Here is a 25,995-nt window from a genome sequence, read left to right as displayed (position 1 = left end):
GAAGATCGTTTGGTTGGGTTATTTTCGTGTTAAAAAAATTGGTACTCAATAGTCTTGGCCATCCTGGAGCTTAAAGGCATGATGAAATGGAACACACCAAGAAAAACCGGCAGCATCCCGAAATTTTGATTGCCACCCTGGGTGTGGAGCCTCAGGTAGTGACCATTACCCTTGACTGCTTGCTTGCCGGCGGTCGATCTATCAGCGAGGTCGCCGTAATCTATACAGAGAACCCGGCGGTACGCCAGGCCCTGGAGATAGTTGCCGGCGAGTTTGCGGGTCCCTGCTACCAGGGTATCGGTTTTCGCCCAGTTCCAGTAGCCTCAGGGAGAGGGAAAATACAAGATTTTTGCAACGATGCCGACCTGCGCGCTCTGCTGCGCACCCTGTATGGTGAGGTGCGCCGCGCCAGGCAACAGGATTTTATTGTTCACCTGTGCGTTTCCGGCGGGCGCAAGGTCATATTAGAGGTCAAAAATTTATTTGGCACACTTATGTCCGTCAGTATTTGACGGTTCAGGTTTTTATAATAGATGCTAGGCAGGTGCGCTAGCATTATTTCTATGACGTACTGCTACCGGTGAGGCAGAGGGAGTGAATTTATGCGCTTGACTGTTACCTTTAACGCAGCCGGTGATTTCATATTGCCTGTAGAATACAATCACCTTCTTCAAGCAGCCCTTTATCACAAGATAGAGCAACCAGCCTTGAGGAGTTTCTTACATGAACAGGGCTTTGAATTAGGCCGGCGGAAGTTTAAGCTTTTTACTTTCTCCCGCCTTCACGGGCGGTTGCGAGTCGATAGAGCTGGCCAGAAAATGATTTTTTCTCCGCCAGTAAAGTTTACGGTTTGCTCCCCCATCTCCTTTGTAGTGCAGGAAATGGGTAACGGCTTTTTGAAACAGGGACAGGTCAGGCTGGGGGATGCCCTGCTGGAAGTGGAACGGGTGGAAGTAATCGATATCGTGGTACGGGAAAGGGAGATCCAGGTTCAAATGCTTTCCCCCGTTGTGGTATACAGCACTCTGGAGAGGTCTGCTGGCCGTTACACTTATTACTATTCGCCTTTTGAGCCGCGTTTTTGCGAGCTCATTTTGGCCAACTTGGCTAAAAAATACCTGTTAATATTTGGCCGGCCGGGTGATACGCGCGATTTTAGCATTGCGCCAGCCGGGGTTAAGGAAAAGGATTTTAAAGTAGTTAAATACAAAGGCACGGTAATTAAAGGGTGGATGGGTACTTATCGCTTGCGAGGCGATCCTCAGCTTTTAGAGGTGGCTCTTAATGCCGGGCTTGGTTCCAAGAATTCCCAGGGATTTGGATGCTGTGAATACTCGCGACCTTCATAAGAAGTGATTTGCTAAATCGGCCCAGGAGCAATAACTAATTATTCCAGAACAAGGGGGAGGCGGAAAGAATGCTGGAGGCCATGTCCGAGCTGGGTAAGGTGCTGGCCGGCATAGGAAGGGAAGAATTCATATCTAATATACTGGAGCCTCTACCCAGTCAAACCCGTAAAGGCCAAACCCGAAAGGTAATTTTGTTAGATTTTGATACCCGGGCTGGCAAGATTAATGTAGAAGTGGAGGAGGTTAAGGAAAAAGAAACTCCTAAGAAATATCTCTGGATCGGCAATGCCAAGGGCAACAAGCCGCAAAGATCGGTAGCTACTCCTTCACTGAACTATATATTGTCCCAGACCTTACCCAATATAGCCCGAGAGTTGCCAGAAGGGAGTTCCTTAAGGGCCCAGGTGGAGAAGGTCATAACCCACTTTTACCGGGATATGCCGGGAGGTATGAAGGTCCTGGATGCTGAGGGTTTTGGCCTGACGGGAGAGAGCTTTTCCATGACAGGACTCCTGGAACAGGTTAAGGGGAATTCAAAAAACTTTCTCAAGAAATTAACCGACGCGGTGGAAGCCTGGATTAGGAAAAAATGGGGACTGAGTAAGGACGAGATTGCCCTGTGGGTGGTGAGTGTGGATGGAGTACCTTTAAGCTGCCACTCGGAGTATAGAGACCTTGTTTACCGCATTAAGATTGAGGATGCTTTAGAGGAAACTATCTCCGGTTGTTGTTCCAGTTGCGGCTTGCCGGGCCAAGTAGCAGTAGATGTATTCAAGGAGCTAGAATTTAAGTATTACATACTTGACAAAATTAGCTTTGCTTCGGGGGTGACAGAAAAAGGTTTCTACCATAACCTTACCCTTTGTGCGAGTTGCTACCGCAATCTACTGGCTGCCGAAAAGTTCGTCAAAAATTGGCTCAACACCCAAATAGGGAACTTTAATTGTTATGTCATTCCAGGCTTTCTTTTTGAAGCCTTACCGGCTAAAAAGGATTTGGAAGATTGGGCTGCCTACGTGATCAATACTATTAAGGTGGCCAATAATCTTAAGAGCCTTTACGAACTGGAAAAGGAACTGGACGAGTTCTTAGAGGAAGGTCCTTTGGACAATAAGGCTATACTCAACCTGTTATTTTATCACAAGCCCGCCGGTCGAAGCGAATTTAAAGTATTGCGTTTGATCAAGGATGTTTCTCCCACGCGTATTAAGAAGCTTGTAAGAAGCATAAACAAGGTTAGCGATGTCGGTAAAGGCTTACTGGGGGGTGAAAGCAGGGAATGGGTTATTGATTTGCACAAGATCTATTACTTAATACCTTTGAAGACCGGTGACGTAAACGAATACAAGAAAATACTGGACATCTACGATTCCTTGATTAGCGGGAGGCAGTTTGATTATGCCTTTCTCATCAATCAGTTTACCGAGCTAATTGCTATTTATCAGCTGCGGCGTTTCTCGAACAGTAATATCAGGGTGAAGGATGAGAAATATGTGGAATATAGTATGGCCATGGCGGTACTGCAAGCCAACCTTTTCCTGTACCTGTTGCGTAAATTAGGCCAATTAAAGGGGGTGACGGGTGTGAGTGAGGATTTTCAGCAGCTTAACGTGGACCAAAATATGAAATCATTCTTGCAGGAAATGGGATATAACGGGGCGCAAGCAGCTATGTTCTTGCTGGGGTATTTGATCGAGCAGGTGGGCTGGAGCCAGGCCCAGCATGGCCATGAGAATAAGCCGGTCCTGGAAAAGATCAATTATCAGGGTATGAGCCTAGCTCGCCTCCAGCATTTGGCCAATGTGGTTTTCAATTTGCTGCACCAGTACAAGATTCTTACTTTTAATGAGCGGCTGTATGCTGAAATGAAAAAAGTTATGGACCAGTACGTGAACAGCTGGCCTCTTTCCCCGGAAGAAAATGTTTTCTATCTCCTGTCGGGTTATTCCTATGGCGTGCGCCGGGCTGCCTCATACAAGGGCAAAGAAGAACAGGCATAGAACCATCTTGCCAAGGGGGTATGGGCTTAAATGGCCGAATTAGTAAAAAATAACGGGGAAATCCTTTACATCTACGATGCCAAGATGTGCAATCCTAACGGGGATCCCGACGATGAAAACCGCCCCCGTATGGACTATGAGCGGGAACGCAATCTAGTAAGCGATGTCCGCCTCAAGCGGTACATAAGGGATTACTTACAGGATAAGTTTAAAGATAAGGAACAGCAAATTTATATTACCAAGGCTGAGGGCGTGGTCAACGCCACCGAACGCCTCAAAGTTATTCTGGGCAAGAATAAAGTAGGACAGGAGGACATACCGGCCTTATCGGAGAAGCTTATAGACGTGCGGCTCTTCGGTGCTACTATGCCCATCAAAGCCGATGGCGGCAGAATAGGTTCTTCCCTGACTTTCATAGGACCAGTGCAGTTCAACTGGGGATACTCCCTTAACCGCGCTACACTGGTGGATTCCGTAAGCATTACTTCCCAGTTTGCTGCCGAAAGCGGTAAGGAGCAGGGCACCATAGGTAAAGATTACCGGGTATATTATTCCCTTATTGCCTTTCATGGCATTATAAGCGCCCGCCGGGCGGAGAAGACGGGCTTGACCGAAGCCGATATTGCTTTGCTGGATGAAGCCCTCCTCAAGGCCATCCCGTTGCTGGCTACCAGGAGCAAGATCGGCCAGTACCCGCGGCTTTACCTCCGCCTGGAATACAGGGATGCCGATACCTTCTGTGGAGACCTGCGTGAATATTTAAGCCTGGAGGAGACTACGGGTTTAAGGGAAATTAGCGATGTGAAGCTGCGTCTTGATGGAATGGCTGACTGCTTAAAAAGCATAGCTCCCCGAGTCGCTCGGGTATATTGCTGGCAGCACGAACACCTCTGCACGCTGTACCAGGGACAAAAAGTGAGGCTTCCTTTGTGGTTAGAAGGAGTGATAGGTAAGGGCAGAGTTCAGGTATTGCAGGCCTGAAACAGGAAGGAACGACGGCTTATGCAGGACATAGTGGTTTTCGACCTGGTCGGTCCCATGGCACATTTCCGTAAATTTTATACCAATTCCTCCTCCCTCTCCTATGCTTTTCCCCCCAGAACAGCCTTGATGGGGATAGTCGCTGCTATCTTAGGGTGGGAGCGGGATTCCTATTATGACTTACTGTCGCCCGCTAAGGCTCGCTTGGCTGCGGCCATCAAGGCGCCGGTGCGGAAGACCATTCAGACGGTAAATTATATACGGACCAAAAACATCAATGAAGTCAACGGCAGCGGGGGTGGTACCCAGATCCCCCTGGAGATACTTCTGCCTGCTCAGGAATTTACCAGCTTGCGCTACCGCGTATATTTTTACCACGCAGATAAGGAGATTACAGGAAAGCTGGCAGCAAATCTGGAAGAAGGGAAAAGCCGCTATCCCCTTTACCTGGGGCTAAGCGAATTCATAGCGAAGCCGATTCTGGTAGATTTGGTGAGTGAAAAGAGTATCCAGGAGGTGCAGCCGGGGAGGGAGGTCGAACTGGTGACAGTATGCAATGCTCAGGCCATAGAGCGGTTGAATTTTAATGGTGAGGGCGGTGACCTCCAGTATATAAGGGAAAAAGCTCCCCAAAGCTTTGGCCCTGGCCGGGAACTGCGGCCGCCAGTTTCCATAATTTACGAAAAGAACCAAAAGAAGCTGCGCGGTATATTTAAAGTCCCTGTATATTCCCTGCGCTATCGGGCGGGAGAGGAAGAGGTTGTGAGTTTCCTGGAGGTATAGGTAATGGAGTTTTACTCCCATCCCGGTAAACCGCTGGACCTGCATTTAAGGGAAGTGGCCATGGAAATGCAGGAATGCCTGCAGGACATCCCGGGGCCAGGGCGGGATGTCCTGCCATTGCTTGCCGCTGTAACGGGATTTACCCACGACTTTGGCAAATATACTACCTTTTTTCAAAGGTACCTTCTGGAAAAGGTTAGGGATGGTGACAAACATCACCACGCCTTTATTTCAGGCCTTTGGGGAAGTTACCTGGTAGCAACGCTACTAAAAAAAGAGGAAACCATCTTAGAAGCCACCTTAGCCTTTGCACCCCTTCTATGTTTTATGGCGATTACACGGCATCATGCCAACTTAGATAACCTGGAAAGACACCTAGTCAGACCTGGCGATTTAGAAGATCCTGAGCTTACAGAAGTCCAGCCGTCCTTAAGGTATAAATTGCAACTAGTCGAGGAACAGGTCGCTGACCTGTTTGCTCGGCGCGAAGATATTTTTCCCAGCCTGCTTAATGCCCAGGAACCCTTTAACTTTTTTTCTCCCGACCTACTGGAGACGTTTTGCTCTAGCTGGCGGGGAATATATGCCCAGCTTTACCGGCTGCACCGGCGCTTCAAACAGGCGGATGGCTTTACTAGGAGAAAGGCCTATTTCCTCCTGCTGGCCCTGTACTCAGCCCTGATAGATGCTGACAAGAGGGAAGCTGGGGGAGTAGGGGCTGTTCCCCGTTGCTGTCTACCTCCCGGGGCTGTGGATAGTTTTAAAGAGAAAAAGTTTGCTGCCTCCTCCAGCGATGACATAAATTCGCTACGGGAAGAGATTTACCAGAAAGTAACTAATACCATCACCCGTGTTTCTTTAGATCAGCATTTGTTTACTCTCACGGCTCCCACAGGCGCGGGGAAAACGTTGACCTCCTTGAGCGCCGCCCTACGGTTGAGGGAGCGCTTGCACAGGGAAAAGGGTTATAGTGCGAGGATTATTTATGCCCTTCCTTTTACCAATATAATTGACCAGACTTTTACAGTTTTTGGCGATGTCTTGCGAGCATCCCTCAAGGACTTCGCTGCTAAGGAAAGCAATTACCTCCTCAAGCACCATTACCTGGCCGACACCATTTATAAGCTGGAAGGGGAAAATGCGGGGGAAGAATTTAGCCTGGAGGAATCTTTATTGCTTATAGAGAGCTGGCAGAGCGAGATAATTGTAACTACCTTTGTGCAGCTATTACATTCCCTTATAGGCTTTCAAAATCGCATGTTAAAAAAATCGAACAAACTATTAGGGTCCATAGTTATTATGGATGAAGTCCAGAACATACCGGTGGAGTACTGGGAGCTAGTGCGGGAGGTGCTAAAGGGACTAGCTGAATACTTTGGGGCTTACATCATTTTAATGACAGCTACTAAGCCCTTGCTATTCAAGTACGGCGAGGCCATAGAACTGGTGGGCGATGAAGAGTTGGTCAGGCAATTTTTTAACCGGCTGAACCGGGTGCAGGTCCAGGTAGATTTACGTCCTAAACGGGTAGTAGAGGTGGCAGCTGAATTTGCTCGCCAATATGACCCTTCACGTTCTTACTTGCTTATAGTAAATACCATTAACTCTTCCCTGGAGCTTTACCAATGCATAAAGCAGTTTTTGCGGGAACAAGGGCACGAGCCGTTGATGTTTTATCTTTCCACCAACGTTGTACCCTTGGAAAGAAAAAAACGGGTCGAGGAAATCAACCAAGCTCTATCTTCTAAACAAAAGCCAGTAGTTGTCTCGACCCAGGTAGTAGAAGCTGGTGTGGATCTTGATTTTGATATTGTATGGCGCGATCTCTCCCCTATTGATTCCATCATACAGGCGGCAGGGCGCTGCAACCGGCACAGCCATAAGCGTGGCGGACTAGTACGCGTACTTCACCTGGTAGATGAAGAGGGGCACACCCTGGCTAATAGGGTATATGGGGCTATTCATTGCCATGTCGTCCGGAAGATTTTTGAGCAGTACAGCGAATTCACGGAAAAAGATTTTTTTGATCTCGTGGAAGAATTTTTCCGGATTGTGGAGGAGAAAAAGAGCAAAGACGAGGCGGCAAAAATAATTGCAGCCATGGAGGATTTATACTTCAGCGACCTGAATAATGAAGGCAGGATAACGGTATCTGACTTTAAACTAATTGAGGAATTGCCTTCGTATGTAGACGTTTTTGTAGAACTGGATGAGCGTGCCCGGGAGATATGGCGGTTTTACCAGGAAACAGTTTTGAAAGAAAAAGATCTGCTAAAACGAAGGCGCAACTTCTTGGGCTTCAAACGCGATTTTTACGAACGCATTCTTTCTGTCCCGGCCAAGCTGGCTTTGGGGCTGGACAGTGTCACCAGACCCTTGTACCTAAGCCGCGATATCCTGGAGAAATACTATGAACCGGAGACCGGTTTTCGGCGGCAGCTTGACGATGATCCTATTATACTGTGAAAAAACACTTGGCCAGAAAGCTGTATGTTGGAGTTTAAAGCATGGAAAAAGAAGGAAAAAATAACTGGTGCCCTAGTACAATAGTATATGATCTGCCCGCGCCAGGCCTGGCTCAAGGCCCGGCACGTGACACCTGACCAAGATAATGTGTATTTGGAAATAGGACGCCTGGTACAGGAGCAAGCCTATGAACGGGATAGGAAAGAGATATACATAGGGCACTTAAAAATAAACGTACTTCGAAAAAGTAACAAGAGTTTAGTAGTAGTCGGTGAAGTAAAAAAATCGTCCCGGGCGCGTGAGGCTGCCGGCTTCAGTTGGCTTTTTACCTGTACGAGTTAAAGGAAATGGGGGCCGAAAGGGAGTTACTCTTCTTTGCTAGCGGACGGCTGGGGCGAAAGGATAATACCCTGTGCGTTGAACTTGAAGAGGGGCACCAAATACTACCCTGTGGAGACTGTGGGCGATATTTATGTCTTGGGGGAGGTGGATAAAAACAAGAAATGCTTGGAATTTCTCTCACAAAAAGAAATACTGTTACACTTCTTTGATTACTATGGTTATTATGTGGGCAGTTTTTATCCTCGCGAACACTATAACTCGGGGCACATGATTTTGCGACAGGCGGAGCACTATCTGGATGGGGAAAAACGCCTGTGGCTGGCGCGGCAGTTTGTCCTGGGGGCAGTTAGCAATATAAGACAAGTTTTACATTATTATTACAAAAGAGGAAAGAATCTCCGGGAAATAATAGATGCTATAGAACCTCGGGAAACCAAGGTACCAAGTTGCGGTTCTATCGTGGAGCTTATGGCTATAGAGGGCAATATTCGCGAGTATTAGAGGACGCAAGAAGTTTTGTGTAAATGGTCAATACTACCAATAAAGGAGATGACCATTTATCCAAGACAAAGTAGGAAATGCGCTAGCCAAAGAACTGGCCAAATGTAGGACTATCGGTGACATCGAGGAAAAGCTGAAGGAACTATTCAAGGACACCCTTCAGCAGGTTCTGGAAGCAGAAATGGAGCAGCATTTAGGTTACCCCAAGCACTCCCTAGCGGGAATAAACTCCGGGAATAGCCGCAATGGCTACAGCAAGAAAACGGTTAAAACCGGGGCAGGCCAAACTGAAAAAGCCATTCCCAGGGATCGTAATGGTGAGTTTGAGCCCCAAATAATCCGTAAGTACCAAACTACCGCCAGCGAGCTGGAAGACATGATAATAGCCATGTATGCAAGGTATGTCTACCCGGGATATTGAGGACCAGATGAAAGACATTTACGGGATCGAGGTATCACCGGTCCTCGTTAGTAAGGTGACGGATAAAATCATTCCCCAGATAGTTGAATGGCAGTCACGGCCATTAGATCCTGTCTACCCTATCATTTACCTTGATGCCATTCACTTCAAGGTAAAACAGGATAACCGCATTATTAATAAGGCTGTCTATACGATTCTGGGTATCATCGTTACGGGTCATAAAGATATTCTGGGCATCTGGATTGGCGAGAGCGAAAGTGCCAGCTTTTGGCTCGGCGTACTTAACGATTTAAAAAACCGGGGCGTGGAGGATATTATGATAGTCTGTAAAGACGACCTAACGGCATTTTCTGAGGCCATAAACGCGGTTTTCCCGCAGACAGAGGTACAACTCTGCGTCATTCACCAGATCAGCAATTCCTTCAAGTATGTTTCTTACAAAGACCGCAAATCGCTAATGGCCGAGTTAAAGCAGGCATATCAGGCTTTTACCCTTGAGGAAGCGGAGTTAAACTTCATCGAGTTCAAGGATAAATGGCAGAAGAAGTATCCCCTTGTAATTAAATCCTGGGAGAAGAACTGGCTGGAATTAACGGTTTATTTCAAGTATCCGCCGGAAATACGCCGGATTATCTATACCACCAATACCGTTGAGGGCTATCACCGGCAACTGAGAAAGGTTACTAAAACTAAAACGGCTTATCCTTCAGATGAGGCTTTAAGAAAAATCGTCTATATGGCCACCCTCGACATTGCTAGAAAATGGACTATGCCGATAAGAAATTGGAGCAAATGCCTTCCCCAACTGGTAATCTATTTTGATGAAAGATTGACAGCAAGAATGACTATTTAACTGGCTTGCAAGGGAATATTAACTGAGTTCTTGGGGGGCTCTGCCCCCAAACCCCCGAGGTTTATCGCTAGTTCTCCCAGGGATAATTGGTACTGAGGCCTTAAAGAGGTGAGGGGATGGAATCGGTTATCGTGCCCCCCATTATCCCTGGCAGAATACTGGCAGGCGCTCAGGTTGCTTCTTAGCATTGCCCTATCCTCCTGCCGGCTAAGAGCCAGCTATAGTATCCCCATTTTATTGCTGCTTTGTCATTTACACAAAATGATTTACACTCCCTGCGGGACAAACTTTTTAAAATTTGTAGCCTACCTATAAGGGATTGAAACAGGATAAAATGCCTGAGATACATGCTAAAGGATATGATTTGTAGCCTACCTATGAGGGATTGAAACTTTCGGCACCGGCAGCGTTCGCAAAATGTTGATTGTCAATCTTCTGTTTGCTCGATCTGCTTTTGGTAAAAGGCTATTTCGTCCAGGCAGGCGTTTAGCTTGTATTGGGCCCCGGTTAATCCTTTGGTTACTCCTATTGATTCTTGGGCCGTCTGGTAGAGGGCCTGGGCTCTTTTCATCCCTACCCGGTGGTTACTGGCTTCTTTTAATGCAGTGGCTAATTCTTCGAGTTTATAGGCTAAAATTAACCTGGGGAAGGGACAGTTCCTTAAGACCCATTGGGCGGCTTTGCCTAACAGGTTTTTGAATACTTGCCCTAGCTCGGGGAAGTATTCGTTCAGGATGGCCTAGAGTTTGTTTGAAGGCGCTGTTTAGTTTCCGGCGTTGCTGCCGCCGGTTACGGTCAGGTTCCTTAGCTCGGCATATTTTCCTTTGGGCAAAAGGCAGTGGAGGAAATTTCCGTCCTTGACTACTTTGGCTATTATCCCGGCGTCTTTGCGATCGTTCTTGGTGGGGGAGTTACCTACTTCCTCTTTCCGCCTTTTGACGTGATAGGGGTTGACTATCACTACCGTATAGCCCTGCTCCTGGAGAAACCATGCTAAGGGTTTCCAGTAGTGGCCGGTGAGTTCCATGCCGATTACTACTTTTGTTGCCCTGGCTTTTTCTTTGGCTTCTTCCATTTTTGCCACTAGACGATAATAGCCTTCTTTGCTATTATGAGACTTGATGAAGGGTTTGACCACATCCAGTTCCATTTGGTTATAGATCCGTGCCCAGTGATTGTGTTTGGCTACGTCGATACCGACAATTATTACATCACCATGGACCAGTAATTTCTTTTGCACTTCATTCATACGGTTTCTTGCCTCCTGGTGGGTTTGTTTGTTTTGATCTATTTTCTTTTTACCAGGAGGCTTTTTTATTGGCAACATCTGCCTTAAATCATTACAGGAATGCTTGCATCTGAGGCGGGGGCTAAAACAAGCTTAATTATTCATTCGACAGACAGGAGGCAAAGTTTCCGACCACGGCAAGAGTTGATCCAGGGCGTTTTTATCCTCGAGGTCCAGGTTGGGGAGTATGTCTGCCGGGAAAGGTCTATACCCAAGCCTTTAAACTGCTGCTCCTGGCGGTAAAGGGGTAGGCCTGCCCCGTATTTCTGGGTCATAATGTAGGCCATGAGGGAGGGAGATACGGGGCTGCCAGGAAGTACGGACGCCGGAATAGGCGCCGTTATTACGGGAGTACTTATCTCTTCCCTCTCGCAGCGGCGGCAGGCATAGACGTAGCGCACATGTTTAACCACTTTCACCTGGGCCGGGATGACCCTAAGTTCCTGCCGTACGCGTGAAGAGTTGGCAGTTAGGGCTAGGTAAGGAGGCCGGGATGACCCTAAGTTCCTGCCGTACCCCGATGCTCATCTCATGCAAAGGACCGCCGTGAGCTTTGACAGACCCGTTCTTCTTCCGGTAGGCGGTGCTCTACTACTTCTACCGGCAGGTCTTCCAGGTTCATCTCCCGGCGGCTACGCCCTTTGCGGCATGGTAGGTGATGGTTTCCCAATCAGGCTCAGGCGCCTCCGGCCGGGCATCCGCTTCCGCTTCGTTAAAAAGTAAAAGCTGCTCTTGCAAAGGTGTGGTCCGTTCGCTGGAAACACCGAATTGCCGTTTCTTGCTTAAACGGAACTGCTCCATAAACCAGTTTAGCTTGGCGGTTAGTTCGGCATTCTCCCGTTCCAGCTGAACACAGCGCTCTTGCAGCTCTTCTATAGTCATGGCGGCGATAGCTTGCGAAGTGTTCATGCATTAATGATTCGACGAATCAGCCCAAATTCCTCTAGAATCAACCACAAACAGAAAATATTTCTTTCTGGCGATTTCTATTACAAGATGGTACGCGCTTTTACCTCGGGATGGGCTTTAGGCTGTTTTAAGGGGAGACCGTCAAGCAGCCAGCGGAGTTCCCGGCGGCTTATGGTGATGGTGGAAGAAGTGGTTGCTTTAGGCCACAGGAATTTGCCCTTCTCCAGCTGGCGGTAATAAAGCCAGAAGCCATTGTGTTCCCAGTGGAGGATCTTTAGTTTATCCCTATTGCGGTTACAGAAAACGAAAAGGCAAGAAGAGAAGGGGTCCAGCTCGAACCCTTCCTTGACCAGCACCGCTAACCCGTCAATGGACTTGCGTAAATCTGTGGCACCGCAGGCGAGATAAACCCGGTCGATGCCTGTTTCGTTTAGCATAAAGCTACCAGCACCTTAACCACCTGAGAAAGCAAGGCGGGATCAAAGCCGGATCTTACCTCGATGCTGGCCGGTCCTATTTTGACCAGTAAAGTATGGCCCTGTTCTATAGATGTCTGGTCTGTTACTTCTACCGGCAACCACCGATTTGATTTTCCCGAGGAAACTACATCCTGGTTTTTATACTTCCGCAGCCAGTACCATAATTGTTTGGGGCTAACGTCTTCATGGGTAGCGCACCATTCTCTGACTCTTTGCCCGCTCTTCTTGTATTCGGCTATCCGGGTTTCCCATAGTGCTTGCCGTTCAGCTTTGGTCATAAGGAAAAACCCTCCTCAGCGTGTTTTCTGAGAAGGATTATCCCCTAAACCTGGGTATAATGCCAAGGTGGGTTGTATTTGACGCTTACTTTTCAGCTACAGGCCCATTTTGCTCAAAGTACCTGCTAGGTTGTAGTAGCCCCTAGCTGCAGCCAATAATTCATCCACTTCAATATACTCATCGCTAACATGGGCCTGGCTTTCCCGGCCGGGCCCGAACCCGATGGTGGGTATCGCCAGGTTCCCCGCCGAACCGCTGCCGTTGGTGCAAAACCGATAGGTTTCAAGGGAGGGCTGCAAGCCTGCCTTGAAGAGGGCTTCTTGGGCTACGGCCACCAGGGGGTGCCCCTTATCAATACACCAGGCCCGGGCAAATTTTAGGCCTCTTAAAGTCTTGCCGGTGTAAGTAGTAATATCCAGGGGGGCCAGCATGACCTCGGCCTCAAGTTCCGGATCTTCAATCTGGCTTGCGTAAATTATGGCTTTAAGGGGCGCCAGAACCTGGTCCGGTTCTTCCCCCACTAGCAGACGCCTGTCGTAGGTTGCACGACATCCATGGGGAACTACCGAGGTTCCCGGGTAGGGCGACGAGATGATGTCTGTTAGTTCCATTATGGCCGGGCCCAGCAGGGAATCGGTGGGAAGCTCCAGGTGGCGAACGGCCTCTACCAAGGGCAACATTTTATACACGGCATTTACACCGACCTCCGGATTGGCGGAATGGGCCGCCCGGCCCCGGGTTTCGAGAATGATTTCAGCCCTGCCGCGCTGGCCAAAGTTGAGGTTTAGTCCGGTGGCTTCGCCGATAACCACTGCGGCCGGGCGTATTTTCGTTAGAATGTGGCTCAAAGCAACTCCTTCTGCCACTTCTTCCACCACAGTGCCGGTTACGTAGAGATCCCCGCCCCTATTTGCACCATCCTGGGCCAGGAAACCTATGGCACACACCATGGCGGCCAGGGCTCCCTTCATGTCGGCAGCTCCTCGGCCGTAGATTCTACCATCCACCAGTCGGCCCTGGAAGGGTGGGTGTTGCCAGGCCCAGGGTTCGGTTACATCCACCGTGTCCAGGTGGCCATCGAAAAGGATGGCAGGACCCTGCCCCTGGCCTGCAACGCGACCTATCACATTCCCCAGCTCATCGATCCAGGTCTCGGTATAGCCTAGAGAAATCATCTCCTGCTGGACCAGGGAAGCGATATTCTTTTCCTGGCCGGTTATACTGGGAGCCTGAATCAAGCGGCGACAAAAGTCGATAATACGCCTTTCCCTTTCAGGAGTTAACGTTTTAGCGCACCTCCATATAAGCTTTGAGAGACTTCCAAGCTGGCCTTGATAGTAGCGTCAATGCCCCTGCCGAAGACTGTCTAGGCCTTGGTACCGGTCATCAGGTTGGCTCCGAGGAGGTTATAATAGCTCCAGCTAATTCACCCGTAAATTTCCCCTTCCAAATAGCAACGCGTCCATTAACAATAACAGCTTCAATGCCTGTTGCAGTGCGGGTAGGTTCCTGGAAAGTAGCCTGGTCAGTAATAATTGCAGGGTCAAAGATGACCAGGTCAGCGTAATAACCAGCCTGAATTCGCCCCCGGAGATTAAGCCCCAAACGTGTAGCTGGTAATGATGTCATTTTTGCCACAGCTTCCTCCAAGGATAAGACTTTTTTATCTCTAACGTAACGGCCAAGTACTCGGGGAAAGGTACCATACAAGCGAGGATGAGTATGGCTACCTGAGTAAATCCCGTCACTACCAATGATAGTTGCCGGGTGTCTAAGGATCATTTCCAAGGTTTGTTCGTTAGCGTGATTAGTTTGAATGGCCAGATTACCACCTTCAATTTCAAACAGGTCCATCAAAGCATCGGCCGGATCACACCGGCGCTTGGCCCCAATCTCAGCCAGACTTAGGCCTATGCAATCTTCATTGTCCCTGTTTTTTACATTATTGATTATGAGCCTTTCAAATCCGAGAGAACTCACCATATTATCCCAGCCGGGCACGCCTTCCTGCCAGGCTTTTTTTATTGCCTGGCGTACAGTTTGGTAATGTAGGCGTTCCTGTAAAGCAGTTGTACCTCCTGCCACGGCCCAAGTGGGGAATAAGGAGGCAGCAGTTGTGGAGCCAGCTATATAGGGGTAAACATCCCAAGTTACATCCTGCCCTTCATCCCGGGCCTTATCAAGCATGGTCAGTGCCTGTTTTACCTTAGGCCAGTTGCGGGGCCCACAGGCCTTAAGATGGGAGATATGTACAGGTATGCCGGCTTCCCGGCCAATTTGCAGGGCTTCCGATATGGCTTCCAGAACACCTTCAGATTCGTTGCGAATATGAGTAACATAAAGCCCACCAAACTCGCGGGATACGCGGGAAAGGGAAATAAGTTCAGAAGTGGTAGCATAACAACCAGGTGGGTAGAGAAGGCCGCTGGATAAGCCCCTGGCTCCCTGCTCCATGGCCTCCCTTAGGATGGTTGACATAGCAGCCATTTCTTGGTTGTCGGCCTGCCGGTCTACCATCCCTAAAACTACCAGGCGAATGGAGCCGTGACCGACATAGGTAACAACATTAACGGCAACTCCTTGGTGTTTAAGGATATCCAGGTAACTACCCACATCTGTAGCCTGAAAATCAAAGGGTATTTGTCCTAGCACCGGGGCTGTATAAGAAAAAAACAACGCACAGCTGGCAGAATTACCAGGCACAAGGGAGATGCCACAGTTTCCTATAACTTCCGTGGTAACTCCCTGGGACAATTTGGGCCAGTCTGTTGGATCCTTTAGTAGTTCAGCATCGGCATGGCTGTGAAAATCGATGAAACCGGGGGCGACTACCATTCCGTTAGCATCAATAGTAGTAACCGCTGCTGCATGATCCAACCGTCCCAGCGCAACAATTTTGTCTGAACTTATGCCGACATCAGCAGAAAAAGGAGAGCGGCCGGTTCCGTCAATAACTAAACCGTTCTTAATAAGAAGAGAAAACATTTAAGTTACCCCCAAAATTATCATTTATCCCTATCCAGTATGCTAAAGTTTCAAGGCAGGAGAATGTATTCGGCTATCTGGGTTTCCCATAGTGCTTGCCGTTCGGCTTTGATCATAACAAAAAACCTCCTCAGCGTGTATTCTTAAAAGGATTATCCCCTAAACCTGAGTATGATGCCAAGGTGGGTTGTATTTGACGCTTACTTACTATTGCCTATTATATCTCAAGATTGATTTTAAAACGCAGAAAAACTGAGGGGTTGCACGAATTATCGTAAGCTCTGTTCTACCGGTATTATGGTCAGTGAGATTGGGCTTGGCTGTGAAGGGTTTGTTGGTCGAGATGAACTATTTAGCGCTTGACTTGGAGTTAACTCCAAGTATTAAACTAATCTTACAAAATATTAGGGAGGAAGATGTTACCTATGATGAATTTTGAATTTCATAACCCAACCCGGCTCATCTTTGGTGTGGGTTCGCTAGCGCAGTTAGGAAAAGCAGTACGTCCGTATGGCAAAAAAGCACTGCTTGTCATTGGTGGAGGAAGTGTAAAGAAAAGCGGAGCATTTGACCGAGCAGTATCCAGCCTGATAGCAGCGGGTGTTTCAGTGGTGGAATTCTCTGGTGTTGAGCCGAACCCCCGTCTGTCAACTGTGGTGCGCGCTGCAGAGCTGGCCAAAAAAGAAGCATGTGATGTGGTTATAGGTATGGGTGGCGGTAGCGTCATGGATGCCTCAAAAGTAATTGCAGCCTCAGTCCTTTATGAAGGACATCCCAGGGATATGCTTGTGCGGGCAGGAAAAGCGCCCAGACTTCCAGAGCGAGCTCTTCCCATTATCACTGTACCTACCCTGGCGGCAACTGGCTCGGAAATGAACAACGGTGCGGTGATCACGATTGACGATGAAGGAGAAAAGATAAAAACATTCGTTCAAGCCGAGGTTCTCTATCCTCGTGTGGCAGTGGTGGAACCTGAACTTACGGTGACAGTACCCAAGAATCACACAGCTTTTGGGGTGTGCGACATAATAACCCATGTGACCGAGGGTTATTTTAACGGTATAGACGGGACTCCTCTTCAGGACAGATTTGCCGAGGGAGTGATCCTTACTGTCTTGGAATGGGGACCAAAGGCGGTTAGCGATGGAAGTGACCTGGAAGCGCGCACTCAGGTGCAGTGGGCGTCGATAGTTGCCCTGAACGGCTGGGTACAGGCAGGCGTAAACATGGTGGCTCCGGTGCATATGATCGAGCACACACTTTCCGCACTCTACGATATCCCCCATGGAGCAGGGTTAGCAGTCGTGAACCCGGCTTGGATGCGCTTTGCTGCGAGGGTCCGTCCCGAACGTTTTGCCCAATTTGCTCAACGTATCTTCGGTCTTTCGGTAACAGGTAAAGATAGCTTGAGCCTGGCTATGGAAGGTATTAACAGGTTTGAAGAGTTTTTGCGTTCCATAGGTTGTCCCACGCGCCTGTCGGAATTGGGCATTGGAGAAATTACCGAGGAAATGCTTTTCCGTTATGCAGAAGAGACCCTGAAAGTGCTTCGGGATGAAGAAGGAAGGCTTCCAGGTCGTCCCCCGCTGCGAAAGGAAGATATTGTAGAAATACTGCGTATGGCAATGTAATTAATTAAACAGGAGGGATCAGTTATGGAAAAGGTCGTTTTAAACAATGGTGTTGAGATGCCTGTACTGGGCTTCGGCGTTTATCAAATTACCGACCTAACGCAATGCGAACAGTGTGTTTATGACGCAATTATGGCAGGTTATCGTTTAATTGATACTGCAGCCGCTTATATGAATGAAGAAGCGGTTGGTAAGGCTATTAAGAGGGCAATCGAGGAAGGTATAGTAAAAAGAGAAGAACTATTTATTACTACAAAACTTTGGATACAAGACGCGGGCTACGAGTCGACCAAGAAAGCATTTGAAAAATCGCTTAAAAGGCTTCAGCTTGACTATATCGACCTTTACTTGATTCATCAACCCTTTGGCGATGTGCATTGTTCTTGGCGGGCTATGGAGGAGCTTTATCGTGAAGGATTGGTTAGGGCAATAGGAGTCAGTAACTTCCAACCGGATCGTTTGATGGATTTAATAGTTCACCACGAGGTAGTTCCTGCTGTGAATCAAATTGAAATACACCCCTTCTACCAGCAAACAGAAAGCATCGAGTTCATGAAGAAATACAATATCCAGCCAGAAGCCTGGGGCCCTTTTGCAGAAGGCAGGAACAACATCTTTCAGAATGAAGTTTTGGTATCTATAGCCAAAAAGTACAATAAAACAGTTGCACAGGTGATTTTGCGGTGGCTGATTCAAAGAGGGATAGTCACAATCCCTAAGACCGTACACAAAGAAAGGATGATTGAAAACATAAGCATATTTGACTTTGAATTGAGTCAAGAGGATATGGAAAAAATTGCAACATTAGACACAAAAAAGAGCTTGTTCTTATCGCATAATGATCCGGAAACAGTGAAATGGCTTGGCACACTTAAATTTGATGTATAGTGGGCAAATGAAAAACAGTGATTTTGAAAGGAGTATAGGAATTGGCGTATTCAAAGTTTCTTATCGCTTATTTTTCTCGTAGGGGAAATAATTATGTAGGCGGCAGGATTTTAAACCTGCCGATTGGGAACACAGAGGTAGTGGCAAAGAAAATACACGAACTAACCGGTGGTGAGGTGTTCGAAATTAAAACAGTAAAGCCATATCCGGAAGATTATACAGAAACAACAAAAGTAGCACAGGAAGAAAAACGGCAGAATGCCAGACCGGAACTTACAGATAAACTAGATGATATAGATTCTCATGATGTGATTTTCCTCGGCTATCCCAATTGGTGGGGAACGATGCCGATGGCTGTGTTTACATTTTTAGAGTCTTATGATTTCGCGGGAAAGACCATTGTTCCATTTTGCACACATGAAGGCAGCGGAATGGGAAGCAGTGAGCGCGACATCAAGAAACTTTGTCCTAATGCAAAAGTACTGCCCGGTTTAGCCATTCGAGGAAGCAATGTTAACAAAGCAGACAAAGACGTTGCAGACTGGCTTAAGAGACTTGGTTTGATGCCATAAATGAAGGGGAAACACGAATGGACAAAACCGAACCAAGAAACTCAGGCAACAGAATAATTTTCCCGAAAGGGAACAAAATTACAAATGACTGTTTTATAGGAACAGTCTGGGTTGAAACATTGGTTTCTAAGGACAGCATCTTTAATTGTCCAATCTATAATGTTAACTTTGAGCCGGGTGCAAGAAATAATTGGCATAAACATCCTGGCGGACAGATTTTGCTTGTTACCGGAGGAAAAGGCTATTATCAGGAAGAAGGCCGGCCTGTACAGATAATCAAAGAAGGCGACGTTGTAAAAATCCAGCCGGATGTGAAACATTGGCATGGAGCGACTCAAAATAGTTGGCTTTCTCATATCGCGATTACAACCAATCCTCAAAAGGGTGAAGTTGAATGGATGGAACCTGTTTCTGATGAATATTATTTGCGACTTAAAATAGAAGAAGAGGCATAATATATTAGGGCAAACTTGATTTAGAAGCTTCGTTTTTTAAAATAGTAGCACGGCACGGGTAGTGCTACTATTTTAAAACCCTTGACCTAGAGTTAACTCCAAGTATTAAATAATATTGAACATTGGAGGTGAAACCACATGACGATTGCGGAAGTAAGCAAAAAATTTGGGCTTTCACCGGATACACTCCGCTACTATGAGCGTATTGGACTGATTCCCAGGGTAAATCGCAACGAAAGCGGTATCCGGGATTATACGGAGGAAGACTGTAAGTGGATTGAATTCATTAAATGTATGCGCAGCGCAGGTGTTCAAGTTGAAACGCTGATTGAGTATGTTACACTGGTCCAGCAAGGCGACGAAACTATAGAGGCCAGAAAACAAATCCTTATCGAGCAACGGGAGAAACTTCTTTCCCGCATTGAAGAAATGGCGAGAGCGCTGGAAAGGCTAAATTTTAAAATCGAACAATATGAAACTAAGCTTATCCCGGCAGAAAACAAGTTAAAAGGATTGGCGCACAACATGAAAAGACGAGCTGTTATGTGACGAGCTCAAGCAGGGAGTACGAGTTGATCCAAGGGTAGCGCCAAGGTTTGGGCCAACGTTGGGCCGTAAGCGTAAAATAACCCCGCCTGGCATCTGAGGTGGGGCAAAAACAAGCTTGATTAGTTCCCCCTGAAAAACTCAGGGCAAAAAGCCTTAGATTCACAGGAAACCGCATAATTCTTTATCAAAACAGAAGGAGTTACCATCCTCTGGATCGAATCTTGTAAGTGAGAGCAAACAAGAATAACCAGAAGGAGGAACTCCTATGAATAACATTCGCCACACCACCTCCTTTTCCTGCCGGGTGATCTTATGTTAAGGCTAAAAGATCCGCAACTCACCCTGTGGGATGCCCTGTTGCCAGCTGAGGTGATAGAACTAAACCCCGAACTGGCCAGAGTGGATGAACTTGCTCCAGTTCGGACAGGTCGTTGATGTCGAAGATGTTATCGATCACGCTTTCTTTGGGGAGCGTTTTTAGCTCCCATTATAGTTTACCTTGCTCAACCTATATGCTTCAGGTAAAATAAAGAAAAAGTCGCCAAGAACAGGGGGTGCGGGAAAATGAGCGCTAACCTGGCTGAGCTGGCGGCAGGCCGGGAACGGTACACCTACGCCGACTACTGCCGCCTGCCGGAAGGATCGCCTTATCAGCTTATTGGAGGAGAACTGGTAATGACGCCTTCGCCAACACCCTATCATCAGATGGTATCCATGAAGCTGGAGTTAAAAATGGCGGGCTATGTCCTGGAAAAGGGGCTGGGCATTGTTTTAGACGCTCCTGTCGATGTCTACCTCGGAGAAACAGAAACCTACCAGCCGGATATAATTTTCATATCCAATGAAAGGCTGGCCATTATCGAAGAAAAATGCGTCAAAGGCGCCCCGGACCTGGTGGTGGAGATTCTTTCGCCCGGTACAGCTTACTACGACTTGCGTCGCAAGTATAAGGTATACGAAAAGGAAGGCGTCAGAGAATACTGGATAATTGACCCCGGGAATAAAGGGGTACAGGTTTTTTGCCTGCGGGACGGGAAGTTTGCCCTGGACCAGGAAATAGAACAGCAGGGCACTGTTAAATCGCGGGTTATAGTTGGCTTTCAAATTCAAGCAGAAAGCATCTTCTGAACGTCATTCCCCGAAGTAGCGCTTTTTATTCTATCGGCAGGGACTATTAAACCTTTTTAATCAAAGCAAGGGTGCTTTAAAGGAGAAGGTTGTCATATCCATTGGTAACTAATATAATTTTGCTATCAATATGATAGCAAGGGGGGCTAATTTTGAATTGTTAGGAGCCGTCCTTTGCTCCCCGCCGCATTTGAGATTGCTTATGGTTGCAGGCGGACGCTATATGATAGCTTATATATTGTCCTGGCCATGGCCAAAAAAGGGGTCTTCATTACAGCAGATGAACGATTGGTCAACGCGTTACAGCATTTTGATAAGGTATAAATGCAGTCCCGAACAGCATCTTAATGCCAGGGAGGTTTTAGCGTGCAGCAAAGCAAATTCTCATTAAAAACGGCTATGTAGTATCCATGAATTCCCTCCGGCAGGTCTTCGCCGGCGGCGATGTCCTGGTGGAAGGGGATAAGATCGTCGCTGTCGGGCAGGTACCGGCGGAACTAATCAAACAGGATGCCGAAATCGTCGATGCCAGTGGCAAGATCGTCATGCCGGGACTGGTCAATACCCACGTACACTTGTCCCAGCAACTGGGGCGCGGCCTGGGCGACGATGTCGACTTGCCAACCTGGCTTCACGAACGCATCTGGCCCTATGAAAGCAGTATGGACCTGGAGGATTCCTATATCTCCTCCCTGGCTTGCTGATTGGAATTAATCTACTCCGGGGTGACGACCTTTGCCGAGCCTGGCGGCCAGGAGGTCGATGGTATGGGTCGCGCCGTTGAGGAAATAGGCCTCCGTGGCATTTTGGCTCGTTCAACCATGGACTGCGGCGAAGGGCTGCCGCCCAAGTGGCGGGAGAGTACCAACTATGCCCTCCGGAAACAGGAAGAGCATATCAAGCGCTGGCACGGCCAGGCTAACGGCCGCATCAAGGTTTGGTTCGGCCTGCGGACTATCTTCAACAATTCCGATGAGCTAATCAAACGCACCAAGGACCTGGCCGATAAATACGGGGTAGGCATCCATATGCACGTGGCCTAGATTGATGAAGAAGTACGCTTTGCTAAAGCCACCCGCGGCCATACCACCGTCGAGCACCTGGCCCACCTGGGAGTCCTGGATGCCAATTTCCTGGCCGTCCATACCGTCTGGCTGACGGAAAAGGAGATTGACCTTTTCCTGCTGCATGACGTTAAGGTATCCCACAACCCGGCTGCGGTCATGCGCGTCCTGGGCTTTGCCCGGGTGCCGGAAATGATAGATGCCAGGTTCTTTATGTCAAAGATGTCGCTTTCCTTTACATCCAGGGTCATTTCCTTTACATTAGATTAAAAGTAGGGGAAAATGAGGTGAGAACTGTGCCTATCGCCAAGATATCAGCTAAAGGCCAGGTAACTATCCCGGCAGAAATACGCAAATTTTTAGGTGTCACACCGGGTACGCATCTTCGCTTTGTGATCCGTGGCGACACTGTACAGATTGAAAAGGGTGGGCAGGGGATAGTCGCTCTGAAGGGTAGCGTGCCGGTTGCTGAGGAACAAGATTTTAAGGCAGTACGTCAGCATGCCATGGGGGAGGCTGCCAGCGAAATTGCCGGGGAAGGCAAAGACAATTGACGCCAATATCATATTTCGTTTTCTCTTAAATGATAACCCGGAGAAGGCTGAGCGGTGTTCAGCCCTTTTACAAAGGGTTGAATGCGGGGCAGAGCAAGTATTTTTACCCGACCTGGTCATTGCTGACGTAGTATGAACATTGGAAAAGTTTTATCGTCAACCCAAAGCGAGGATAAAAGAAATATTACTTCCCCTATTATCTCTCCGGGGTATGCGGCTTTCCAGCAAGTCGGTGGCTAGGAAAGCGTTGGAGTGGTATGTAGAAAAAACGTTGATTGGACGGATGCCTTTGTTGCCATCAGTATGGCAGCCGGAAACCGGATGGAGATATATTCTTACGATCGTCATTTTGATAAGTTTCCGAAAATTAAAAGGATTGAGCGCTCGACATGATAGAGGGCCTCCCATTCGGTGTCATCTCTGTTGGTTTCGAAGTCTGTCATAGTAGGAACTGCCTTTTTTGGAATTATTCATAATTTATGTTATATTTTGCTTCTAACCTTTTGATCTGTTCCTCCGCCTCTTTGATTTGATGTTTTAACTGGATTTCTGTTGGCTGGGCTGATAGCGCATGCTTTGCCACTGTTGTTATTCGTTCCGTCCCGGGATAACTATCTGCGCCTGATGAGGAACTTCAAAAGGGATGTCTTCCACCAGTTGCGACGTCTGCCCCCAACCCCCCGAGGTTTATCGCTTTAGTTCTCCCAGGGATAATTGGTATCTGGAAGAAGTGAGGGGGAGCGTCATCTTGATTCCCCATTATCCCCGGCAGAATTTCGGGAGGCGCTCGGGTTGCTCCTCAGCATTTCCTTATCCTCTTGCCGGCTAAAAGCCAGCTTAGTGTCACCATAGGTGATCGGCCATTTACACAAAATGATTTACACTCCCTCTCCCGGCGGCCATTTTGCTTTTTCCGAATCCGGCTGACCAGTTCACTTTCCCCCGGCGAAAAAAAGGGGGCCGACGCAGCAACTGCGCCGTTCAGAGTATGGCTTTCGCAAACCAATTAATTTGCCACCTTTTGCCCTTCGGAAAATTCCTCTGGGGTAAGGATCACCTGAAAAAATATCTCCACAAGCTTCGGGTCAAATTGCGTGCCTGCACACCGGCGTATCTCCGCCAGGGCTTCTTCGACCGTTTTAGCTCTTCTATACGGCCTATCGGAGGTCATGGCGTCAAAGGCATCGGCAATGGCTAAAATACGGCACTCGATGGGTATTTCATCCCCTTTGAGGCCCAAGGGGTATCCGGTGCCGTCCCATTTTTCGTGGTGTTTTAAGATCAGGTCGGCGATCCCCGCTAAATCCGGTGAGGCCAGGGCGATCCGGTAGCCTTTCTCCGGATGCTGGCGCATAATCTCCCATTCTTCATCTGTGAGGGGGCCTTTTTTGAAGAGTATTCTGTCGGGTATACCCACTTTACCTATGTCGTGGACCTGAGCCAGAAGAGAAAGGTTGGCCAGCTGTTGCGGCGAAAGCCCCATCTTTTCTCCCAGGATCCGGCATAAGTGCTGCAGGCGCCGGCCGTGCCCTTCAGTCAAATGGTCGCGCTCCGACAGTGCGGCAAGCAAGGCATTGACGATCTTGCTCCGAGCGCTGGTGCCGAGGTATAGTTTTTCCCGGTACATAAGATCGTCTGCCCTTTTATAGGTTTGCTTTAAAAGTTCCTCCGAATTGTACGCTGTAGCTATGCCGAAGGAGACGCTCAAAGGAAGCCGGGGATGTTTTCGATTGTATTGCTCAATGGATAAACGCAGGTGGTGCAGTATATTCGATCCCGTAGCCTCATCGGTGCGGGGCAGAAGGGCCACAAATTCATCTCCACCCACCCGTGCCACAATATCCGAGGGGCGCAGGGCTTTCTTAAGGATCTGAGCGCAAGCAATCAAGAGTTTATCGCCCTTATGGTGGCCCATGGTATCGTTGACAAGCTTCAGGCCGTTCACATCGGCTACTATTATGCTGATGGGATATTTGTTGCTCTTACCCAAGCGCTTGAGCTGTTCTTCAAAAAATGTGCGGTTGTAAAGACCTGTCAGCTGGTCATGGAGGCTAACATATTCCAGCTTCTGGGCAAACTTCTTTTTCTCAGTGATATCAATTATGTTCCCTAGTGTCACCCTCTGGCCTTCGTGCTGCAGGGAAGCCACTGTCTCCTCGACCCACTTAATTTCACCACATTTGGTAATAATCCTGAACTCGTAGGGTTGGGCAACCATGCCTTTTAACATCTTTACGGCGTTGCGTCGCACGGCCTCCCTGTCTTCCGGGTGTACGAGGCTCAAGGCTTCTTTGCCGATTAGTTCTTCCTGAGAGTAACCCGAGAGCTTTTCAAACCGGGCGTTTACCAGCCGAAACCTTCCTCCGTCGACTATATACATCCCTATAGGGGAAAGACTAAAAATACTTCTTAATAGCTCCTCTTCGCGTTTGCGTTCGGTGATGTCCCTCACGGTGGCCAGTATTGCATCTTTGCCCGCAAAAGTAATTTTCTTCAAACATATCTCCGCATCAAAGACTGTGCCGTCCACCGGCCGCCTGGCTTTCCATTCAAACCGCGGACTTTCTCCTTCCACCGCCTTTTGCCACCATTCGCGGAGCTGTTCCAGGGGATTGTCCGAGCTGGAGTAATCTTGGGCGATGGATAGCTTTACGGCCTCTCCTTTAGAGGTTATACCGTACATGCGCAACATGGTTTCGTTTACATCCAGTATTTCTCCTTCAGGTTCATGTATAAAAATAGCATCGTGGACGCTGTTGAAAATCGTCCGAAACGCTTCCTCCGCCTGGATCCGTTCGGTGACCTCGAAACATACTTCTACTATACCCTCAATTATTCCTTTCTGGCTTTTTACAGGGTAACCCCTTACAAAAAATTGCTTGCCTTCGTGGGGCGTCACTATGCCCTCCTGAGGCACGCCGGTCTTAAATGCGCTGATAACAGGACATCCGGCGCACGGTTCCTTCCTGCGGTGTAAGACTTCATAGCAAAGACCGCCTGTAAGCTCCTCACCTCTTTTTCCCGCGTACTTCTCTGCTGAGGTGTTGGCCCACAAAATGCGGTGCTCAGCATCCTGGTAGATCAACAGCTCCACTATACTGTCCAAAATGGTCTTCTTTTCCCAGTCTGATTCTTTTATTTTATTTTCCATTTGTTTGAGCGCAACCATATCTTCGATGCGGCGGGCAAAAATGTTGAATAGCCTTTTTTCCCGACCGGAAATCCGTGCTGAAGCTTCCAGAAATATTAAGCCCCGAACTCCGTGGGACATCAAATAAACAAACCCGTTCTCGCCGGGGTTCTTGATTCTTTCCGTGAATTCCTCGCCTTTTCTAAAACCCCATTTTCCCAGGCATATAAGCCTGCTGCCCTTATCAAGCATTATGGCCAGCCGGCGTATTCCTAGAAGCCGGCTTCCTTTCTCTACAATTTCTTGTATCAGATCTTCGTATTGCTCCGGGAAGGCAAAATTTACTATCTCGTATAAGGTCAAAAGCTCAGCAACATCAAAGGACACT

At 48.1% G+C, this 25,995-nt stretch carries 21 protein-coding genes and 5 pseudogenes; 19 read left to right on the top strand and 7 right to left on the bottom strand.

Annotation, left to right across the window (positions count from 1 at the left end; all coding sequences use genetic code 11):
• Positions 1–86 precede the first annotated feature (86 nt).
• The 9 genes and pseudogenes from FLZ89_RS03615 (at position 87) to FLZ89_RS03575 (ending at position 9,696) form a co-directional block, all read left to right on the top strand.
• Entirely contained in the window at positions 87–512 is a 426-nt protein-coding gene (locus FLZ89_RS03615) for a CRISPR-associated ring nuclease (RefSeq protein WP_141304411.1), read from the top strand.
• 90 nt (positions 513–602) lie between these two features.
• On the top strand, positions 603–1,349 hold the full coding sequence (cas6, locus tag FLZ89_RS03610; protein WP_141304410.1) for a CRISPR-associated endoribonuclease Cas6: 747 nt from the start codon (positions 603–605) through the stop codon (positions 1,347–1,349).
• Positions 1,350–1,417: 68 nt separating this feature from the next.
• A complete protein-coding gene (locus FLZ89_RS03605; protein ID WP_141304409.1) occupies positions 1,418–3,349 on the top strand; it encodes a TIGR02556 family CRISPR-associated protein in 1,932 nt (643 codons plus the stop codon).
• A 30-nt stretch (positions 3,350–3,379) separates the two neighbouring features.
• Positions 3,380–4,330, top strand: coding sequence for a type I-B CRISPR-associated protein Cas7/Csh2 (gene cas7b / locus FLZ89_RS03600; protein WP_141264034.1), 951 nt, complete (start codon positions 3,380–3,382; stop codon positions 4,328–4,330).
• A 21-nt stretch (positions 4,331–4,351) separates the two neighbouring features.
• The gene (gene cas5 / locus FLZ89_RS03595) at positions 4,352–5,113 is read left to right on the top strand and encodes a CRISPR-associated protein Cas5 (protein ID WP_141264035.1); all 762 of its coding nucleotides are present in this window, start codon (positions 4,352–4,354) and stop codon (positions 5,111–5,113) included.
• 3 nt (positions 5,114–5,116) lie between these two features.
• Entirely contained in the window at positions 5,117–7,579 is a 2,463-nt protein-coding gene (cas3, locus tag FLZ89_RS03590; RefSeq protein WP_141304408.1) for a CRISPR-associated helicase Cas3', read from the top strand.
• A gap of 87 nt (positions 7,580–7,666) precedes the next feature.
• Positions 7,667–7,921, top strand: coding sequence for a Dna2/Cas4 domain-containing protein (locus tag FLZ89_RS16515; RefSeq protein WP_141304407.1), 255 nt, complete (start codon positions 7,667–7,669; stop codon positions 7,919–7,921).
• Between the two features lie 5 nt (positions 7,922–7,926).
• Positions 7,927–8,419 (top strand): annotated as a pseudogene (cas1, locus tag FLZ89_RS03580) (CRISPR-associated endonuclease Cas1); the annotation flags it as partial.
• 61 nt (positions 8,420–8,480) lie between these two features.
• Positions 8,481–9,696: pseudogene (locus FLZ89_RS03575) on the top strand (IS256 family transposase).
• A 433-nt stretch (positions 9,697–10,129) separates the two neighbouring features.
• Here FLZ89_RS03575 and FLZ89_RS16510 read toward each other — a convergent pair.
• The 6 genes and pseudogenes from FLZ89_RS16510 to FLZ89_RS03545 all read right to left on the bottom strand — a co-directional run.
• Positions 10,130–10,945, bottom strand: a pseudogene (locus FLZ89_RS16510) (IS110 family transposase); the annotation flags it as partial.
• A 182-nt stretch (positions 10,946–11,127) separates the two neighbouring features.
• Positions 11,128–11,893, bottom strand: a pseudogene (locus FLZ89_RS16065) (IS66 family transposase zinc-finger binding domain-containing protein); the annotation flags it as partial.
• 80 nt (positions 11,894–11,973) lie between these two features.
• A complete protein-coding gene (tnpB, locus tag FLZ89_RS03560) occupies positions 11,974–12,330 on the bottom strand; it encodes an IS66 family insertion sequence element accessory protein TnpB (protein WP_141304405.1) in 357 nt (118 codons plus the stop codon).
• The gene (gene tnpA, locus FLZ89_RS03555; protein ID WP_141304404.1) at positions 12,324–12,650 is read right to left on the bottom strand and encodes an IS66 family insertion sequence element accessory protein TnpA; all 327 of its coding nucleotides are present in this window, start codon (positions 12,648–12,650) and stop codon (positions 12,324–12,326) included. Before tnpA ends, tnpB begins: the two co-directional genes overlap by 7 nt.
• Before the next feature lie 96 nt (positions 12,651–12,746).
• A complete protein-coding gene (locus FLZ89_RS03550) occupies positions 12,747–13,955 on the bottom strand; it encodes a YgeY family selenium metabolism-linked hydrolase (RefSeq protein WP_141304403.1) in 1,209 nt (402 codons plus the stop codon).
• An 82-nt stretch (positions 13,956–14,037) separates the two neighbouring features.
• Positions 14,038–15,636 carry an N-acyl-D-amino-acid deacylase family protein gene (locus tag FLZ89_RS03545; RefSeq protein ID WP_141304402.1) on the bottom strand — a complete coding sequence of 533 codons (1,599 nt, stop codon included), beginning with the start codon at positions 15,634–15,636 and terminating at the stop codon, positions 14,038–14,040.
• A gap of 425 nt (positions 15,637–16,061) precedes the next feature.
• Between FLZ89_RS03545 and FLZ89_RS03540 the strand changes: the two genes are divergently transcribed.
• The 10 genes and pseudogenes from FLZ89_RS03540 (at position 16,062) to FLZ89_RS15870 (ending at position 22,613) form a co-directional block, all read left to right on the top strand.
• Positions 16,062–17,267: an iron-containing alcohol dehydrogenase gene (locus FLZ89_RS03540; protein ID WP_141304401.1), complete on the top strand. Its 1,206-nt coding sequence runs from the start codon at positions 16,062–16,064 to the stop codon at positions 17,265–17,267.
• Between the two features lie 24 nt (positions 17,268–17,291).
• A complete protein-coding gene (locus FLZ89_RS03535; RefSeq protein WP_141304400.1) occupies positions 17,292–18,155 on the top strand; it encodes an aldo/keto reductase in 864 nt (287 codons plus the stop codon).
• 41 nt (positions 18,156–18,196) lie between these two features.
• Positions 18,197–18,727: a flavodoxin gene (locus FLZ89_RS03530; RefSeq protein WP_141304399.1), complete on the top strand. Its 531-nt coding sequence runs from the start codon at positions 18,197–18,199 to the stop codon at positions 18,725–18,727.
• Between the two features lie 17 nt (positions 18,728–18,744).
• Entirely contained in the window at positions 18,745–19,182 is a 438-nt protein-coding gene (locus tag FLZ89_RS03525) for a (R)-mandelonitrile lyase (protein ID WP_141304398.1), read from the top strand.
• A gap of 138 nt (positions 19,183–19,320) precedes the next feature.
• The gene (locus FLZ89_RS03520) at positions 19,321–19,731 is read left to right on the top strand and encodes a MerR family transcriptional regulator (RefSeq protein WP_141304397.1); all 411 of its coding nucleotides are present in this window, start codon (positions 19,321–19,323) and stop codon (positions 19,729–19,731) included.
• A gap of 312 nt (positions 19,732–20,043) precedes the next feature.
• Positions 20,044–20,166 carry a hypothetical protein gene (locus tag FLZ89_RS16295; RefSeq protein ID WP_256369541.1) on the top strand — a complete coding sequence of 41 codons (123 nt, stop codon included), beginning with the start codon at positions 20,044–20,046 and terminating at the stop codon, positions 20,164–20,166.
• 129 nt (positions 20,167–20,295) lie between these two features.
• A complete protein-coding gene (locus FLZ89_RS03515) occupies positions 20,296–20,859 on the top strand; it encodes a Uma2 family endonuclease (protein ID WP_141304396.1) in 564 nt (187 codons plus the stop codon).
• A 410-nt stretch (positions 20,860–21,269) separates the two neighbouring features.
• Positions 21,270–22,124 (top strand): annotated as a pseudogene (locus FLZ89_RS15880) (amidohydrolase family protein); the annotation flags it as partial.
• A 95-nt stretch (positions 22,125–22,219) separates the two neighbouring features.
• Positions 22,220–22,477 carry an AbrB/MazE/SpoVT family DNA-binding domain-containing protein gene (locus FLZ89_RS03505; protein WP_141265310.1) on the top strand — a complete coding sequence of 86 codons (258 nt, stop codon included), beginning with the start codon at positions 22,220–22,222 and terminating at the stop codon, positions 22,475–22,477.
• On the top strand, positions 22,452–22,613 hold the full coding sequence (locus tag FLZ89_RS15870; protein ID WP_216363828.1) for a hypothetical protein: 162 nt from the start codon (positions 22,452–22,454) through the stop codon (positions 22,611–22,613). The genes FLZ89_RS03505 and FLZ89_RS15870 overlap by 26 nt, the downstream gene beginning before the upstream one ends.
• 870 nt (positions 22,614–23,483) lie before the next feature.
• On the opposite strand, the gene FLZ89_RS03495 is transcribed toward FLZ89_RS15870, so the two are convergent.
• Positions 23,484–25,994 carry a PAS domain S-box protein gene (locus tag FLZ89_RS03495; protein ID WP_141304395.1) on the bottom strand — a complete coding sequence of 837 codons (2,511 nt, stop codon included), beginning with the start codon at positions 25,992–25,994 and terminating at the stop codon, positions 23,484–23,486.
• Position 25,995 lies beyond the last annotated feature (1 nt).

The organism is Moorella sp. E306M, assembly GCF_006538385.1.
Classification (GTDB): domain Bacteria; phylum Bacillota; class DSM-521; order Neomoorellales; family Neomoorellaceae; genus Neomoorella.
This window is presented reverse-complemented; position numbering and strand designations above follow the sequence as displayed.

Coding starts and splice junctions, on each gene's coding strand:
- FLZ89_RS03615 (WP_141304411.1), top strand. CDS start 87: ATGGAACACACCAAGAAAAACCGGCAGCATCCCGAAATTTTGATTGCC.
- cas6 (WP_141304410.1), top strand. CDS start 603: ATGCGCTTGACTGTTACCTTTAACGCAGCCGGTGATTTCATATTGCCT.
- FLZ89_RS03605 (WP_141304409.1), top strand. CDS start 1,418: ATGCTGGAGGCCATGTCCGAGCTGGGTAAGGTGCTGGCCGGCATAGGA.
- cas7b (WP_141264034.1), top strand. CDS start 3,380: ATGGCCGAATTAGTAAAAAATAACGGGGAAATCCTTTACATCTACGAT.
- cas5 (WP_141264035.1), top strand. CDS start 4,352: ATGCAGGACATAGTGGTTTTCGACCTGGTCGGTCCCATGGCACATTTC.
- cas3 (WP_141304408.1), top strand. CDS start 5,117: ATGGAGTTTTACTCCCATCCCGGTAAACCGCTGGACCTGCATTTAAGG.
- FLZ89_RS16515 (WP_141304407.1), top strand. CDS start 7,667: ATGATCTGCCCGCGCCAGGCCTGGCTCAAGGCCCGGCACGTGACACCT.
- tnpB (WP_141304405.1), bottom strand. CDS start 12,330: ATGCTAAACGAAACAGGCATCGACCGGGTTTATCTCGCCTGCGGTGCC.
- tnpA (WP_141304404.1), bottom strand. CDS start 12,650: ATGACCAAAGCTGAACGGCAAGCACTATGGGAAACCCGGATAGCCGAA.
- FLZ89_RS03545 (WP_141304402.1), bottom strand. CDS start 15,636: ATGTTTTCTCTTCTTATTAAGAACGGTTTAGTTATTGACGGAACCGGC.
- FLZ89_RS03540 (WP_141304401.1), top strand. CDS start 16,062: ATGATGAATTTTGAATTTCATAACCCAACCCGGCTCATCTTTGGTGTG.
- FLZ89_RS03535 (WP_141304400.1), top strand. CDS start 17,292: ATGGAAAAGGTCGTTTTAAACAATGGTGTTGAGATGCCTGTACTGGGC.
- FLZ89_RS03525 (WP_141304398.1), top strand. CDS start 18,745: ATGGACAAAACCGAACCAAGAAACTCAGGCAACAGAATAATTTTCCCG.
- FLZ89_RS03520 (WP_141304397.1), top strand. CDS start 19,321: ATGACGATTGCGGAAGTAAGCAAAAAATTTGGGCTTTCACCGGATACA.
- FLZ89_RS16295 (WP_256369541.1), top strand. CDS start 20,044: ATGTTAAGGCTAAAAGATCCGCAACTCACCCTGTGGGATGCCCTGTTG.
- FLZ89_RS03515 (WP_141304396.1), top strand. CDS start 20,296: ATGAGCGCTAACCTGGCTGAGCTGGCGGCAGGCCGGGAACGGTACACC.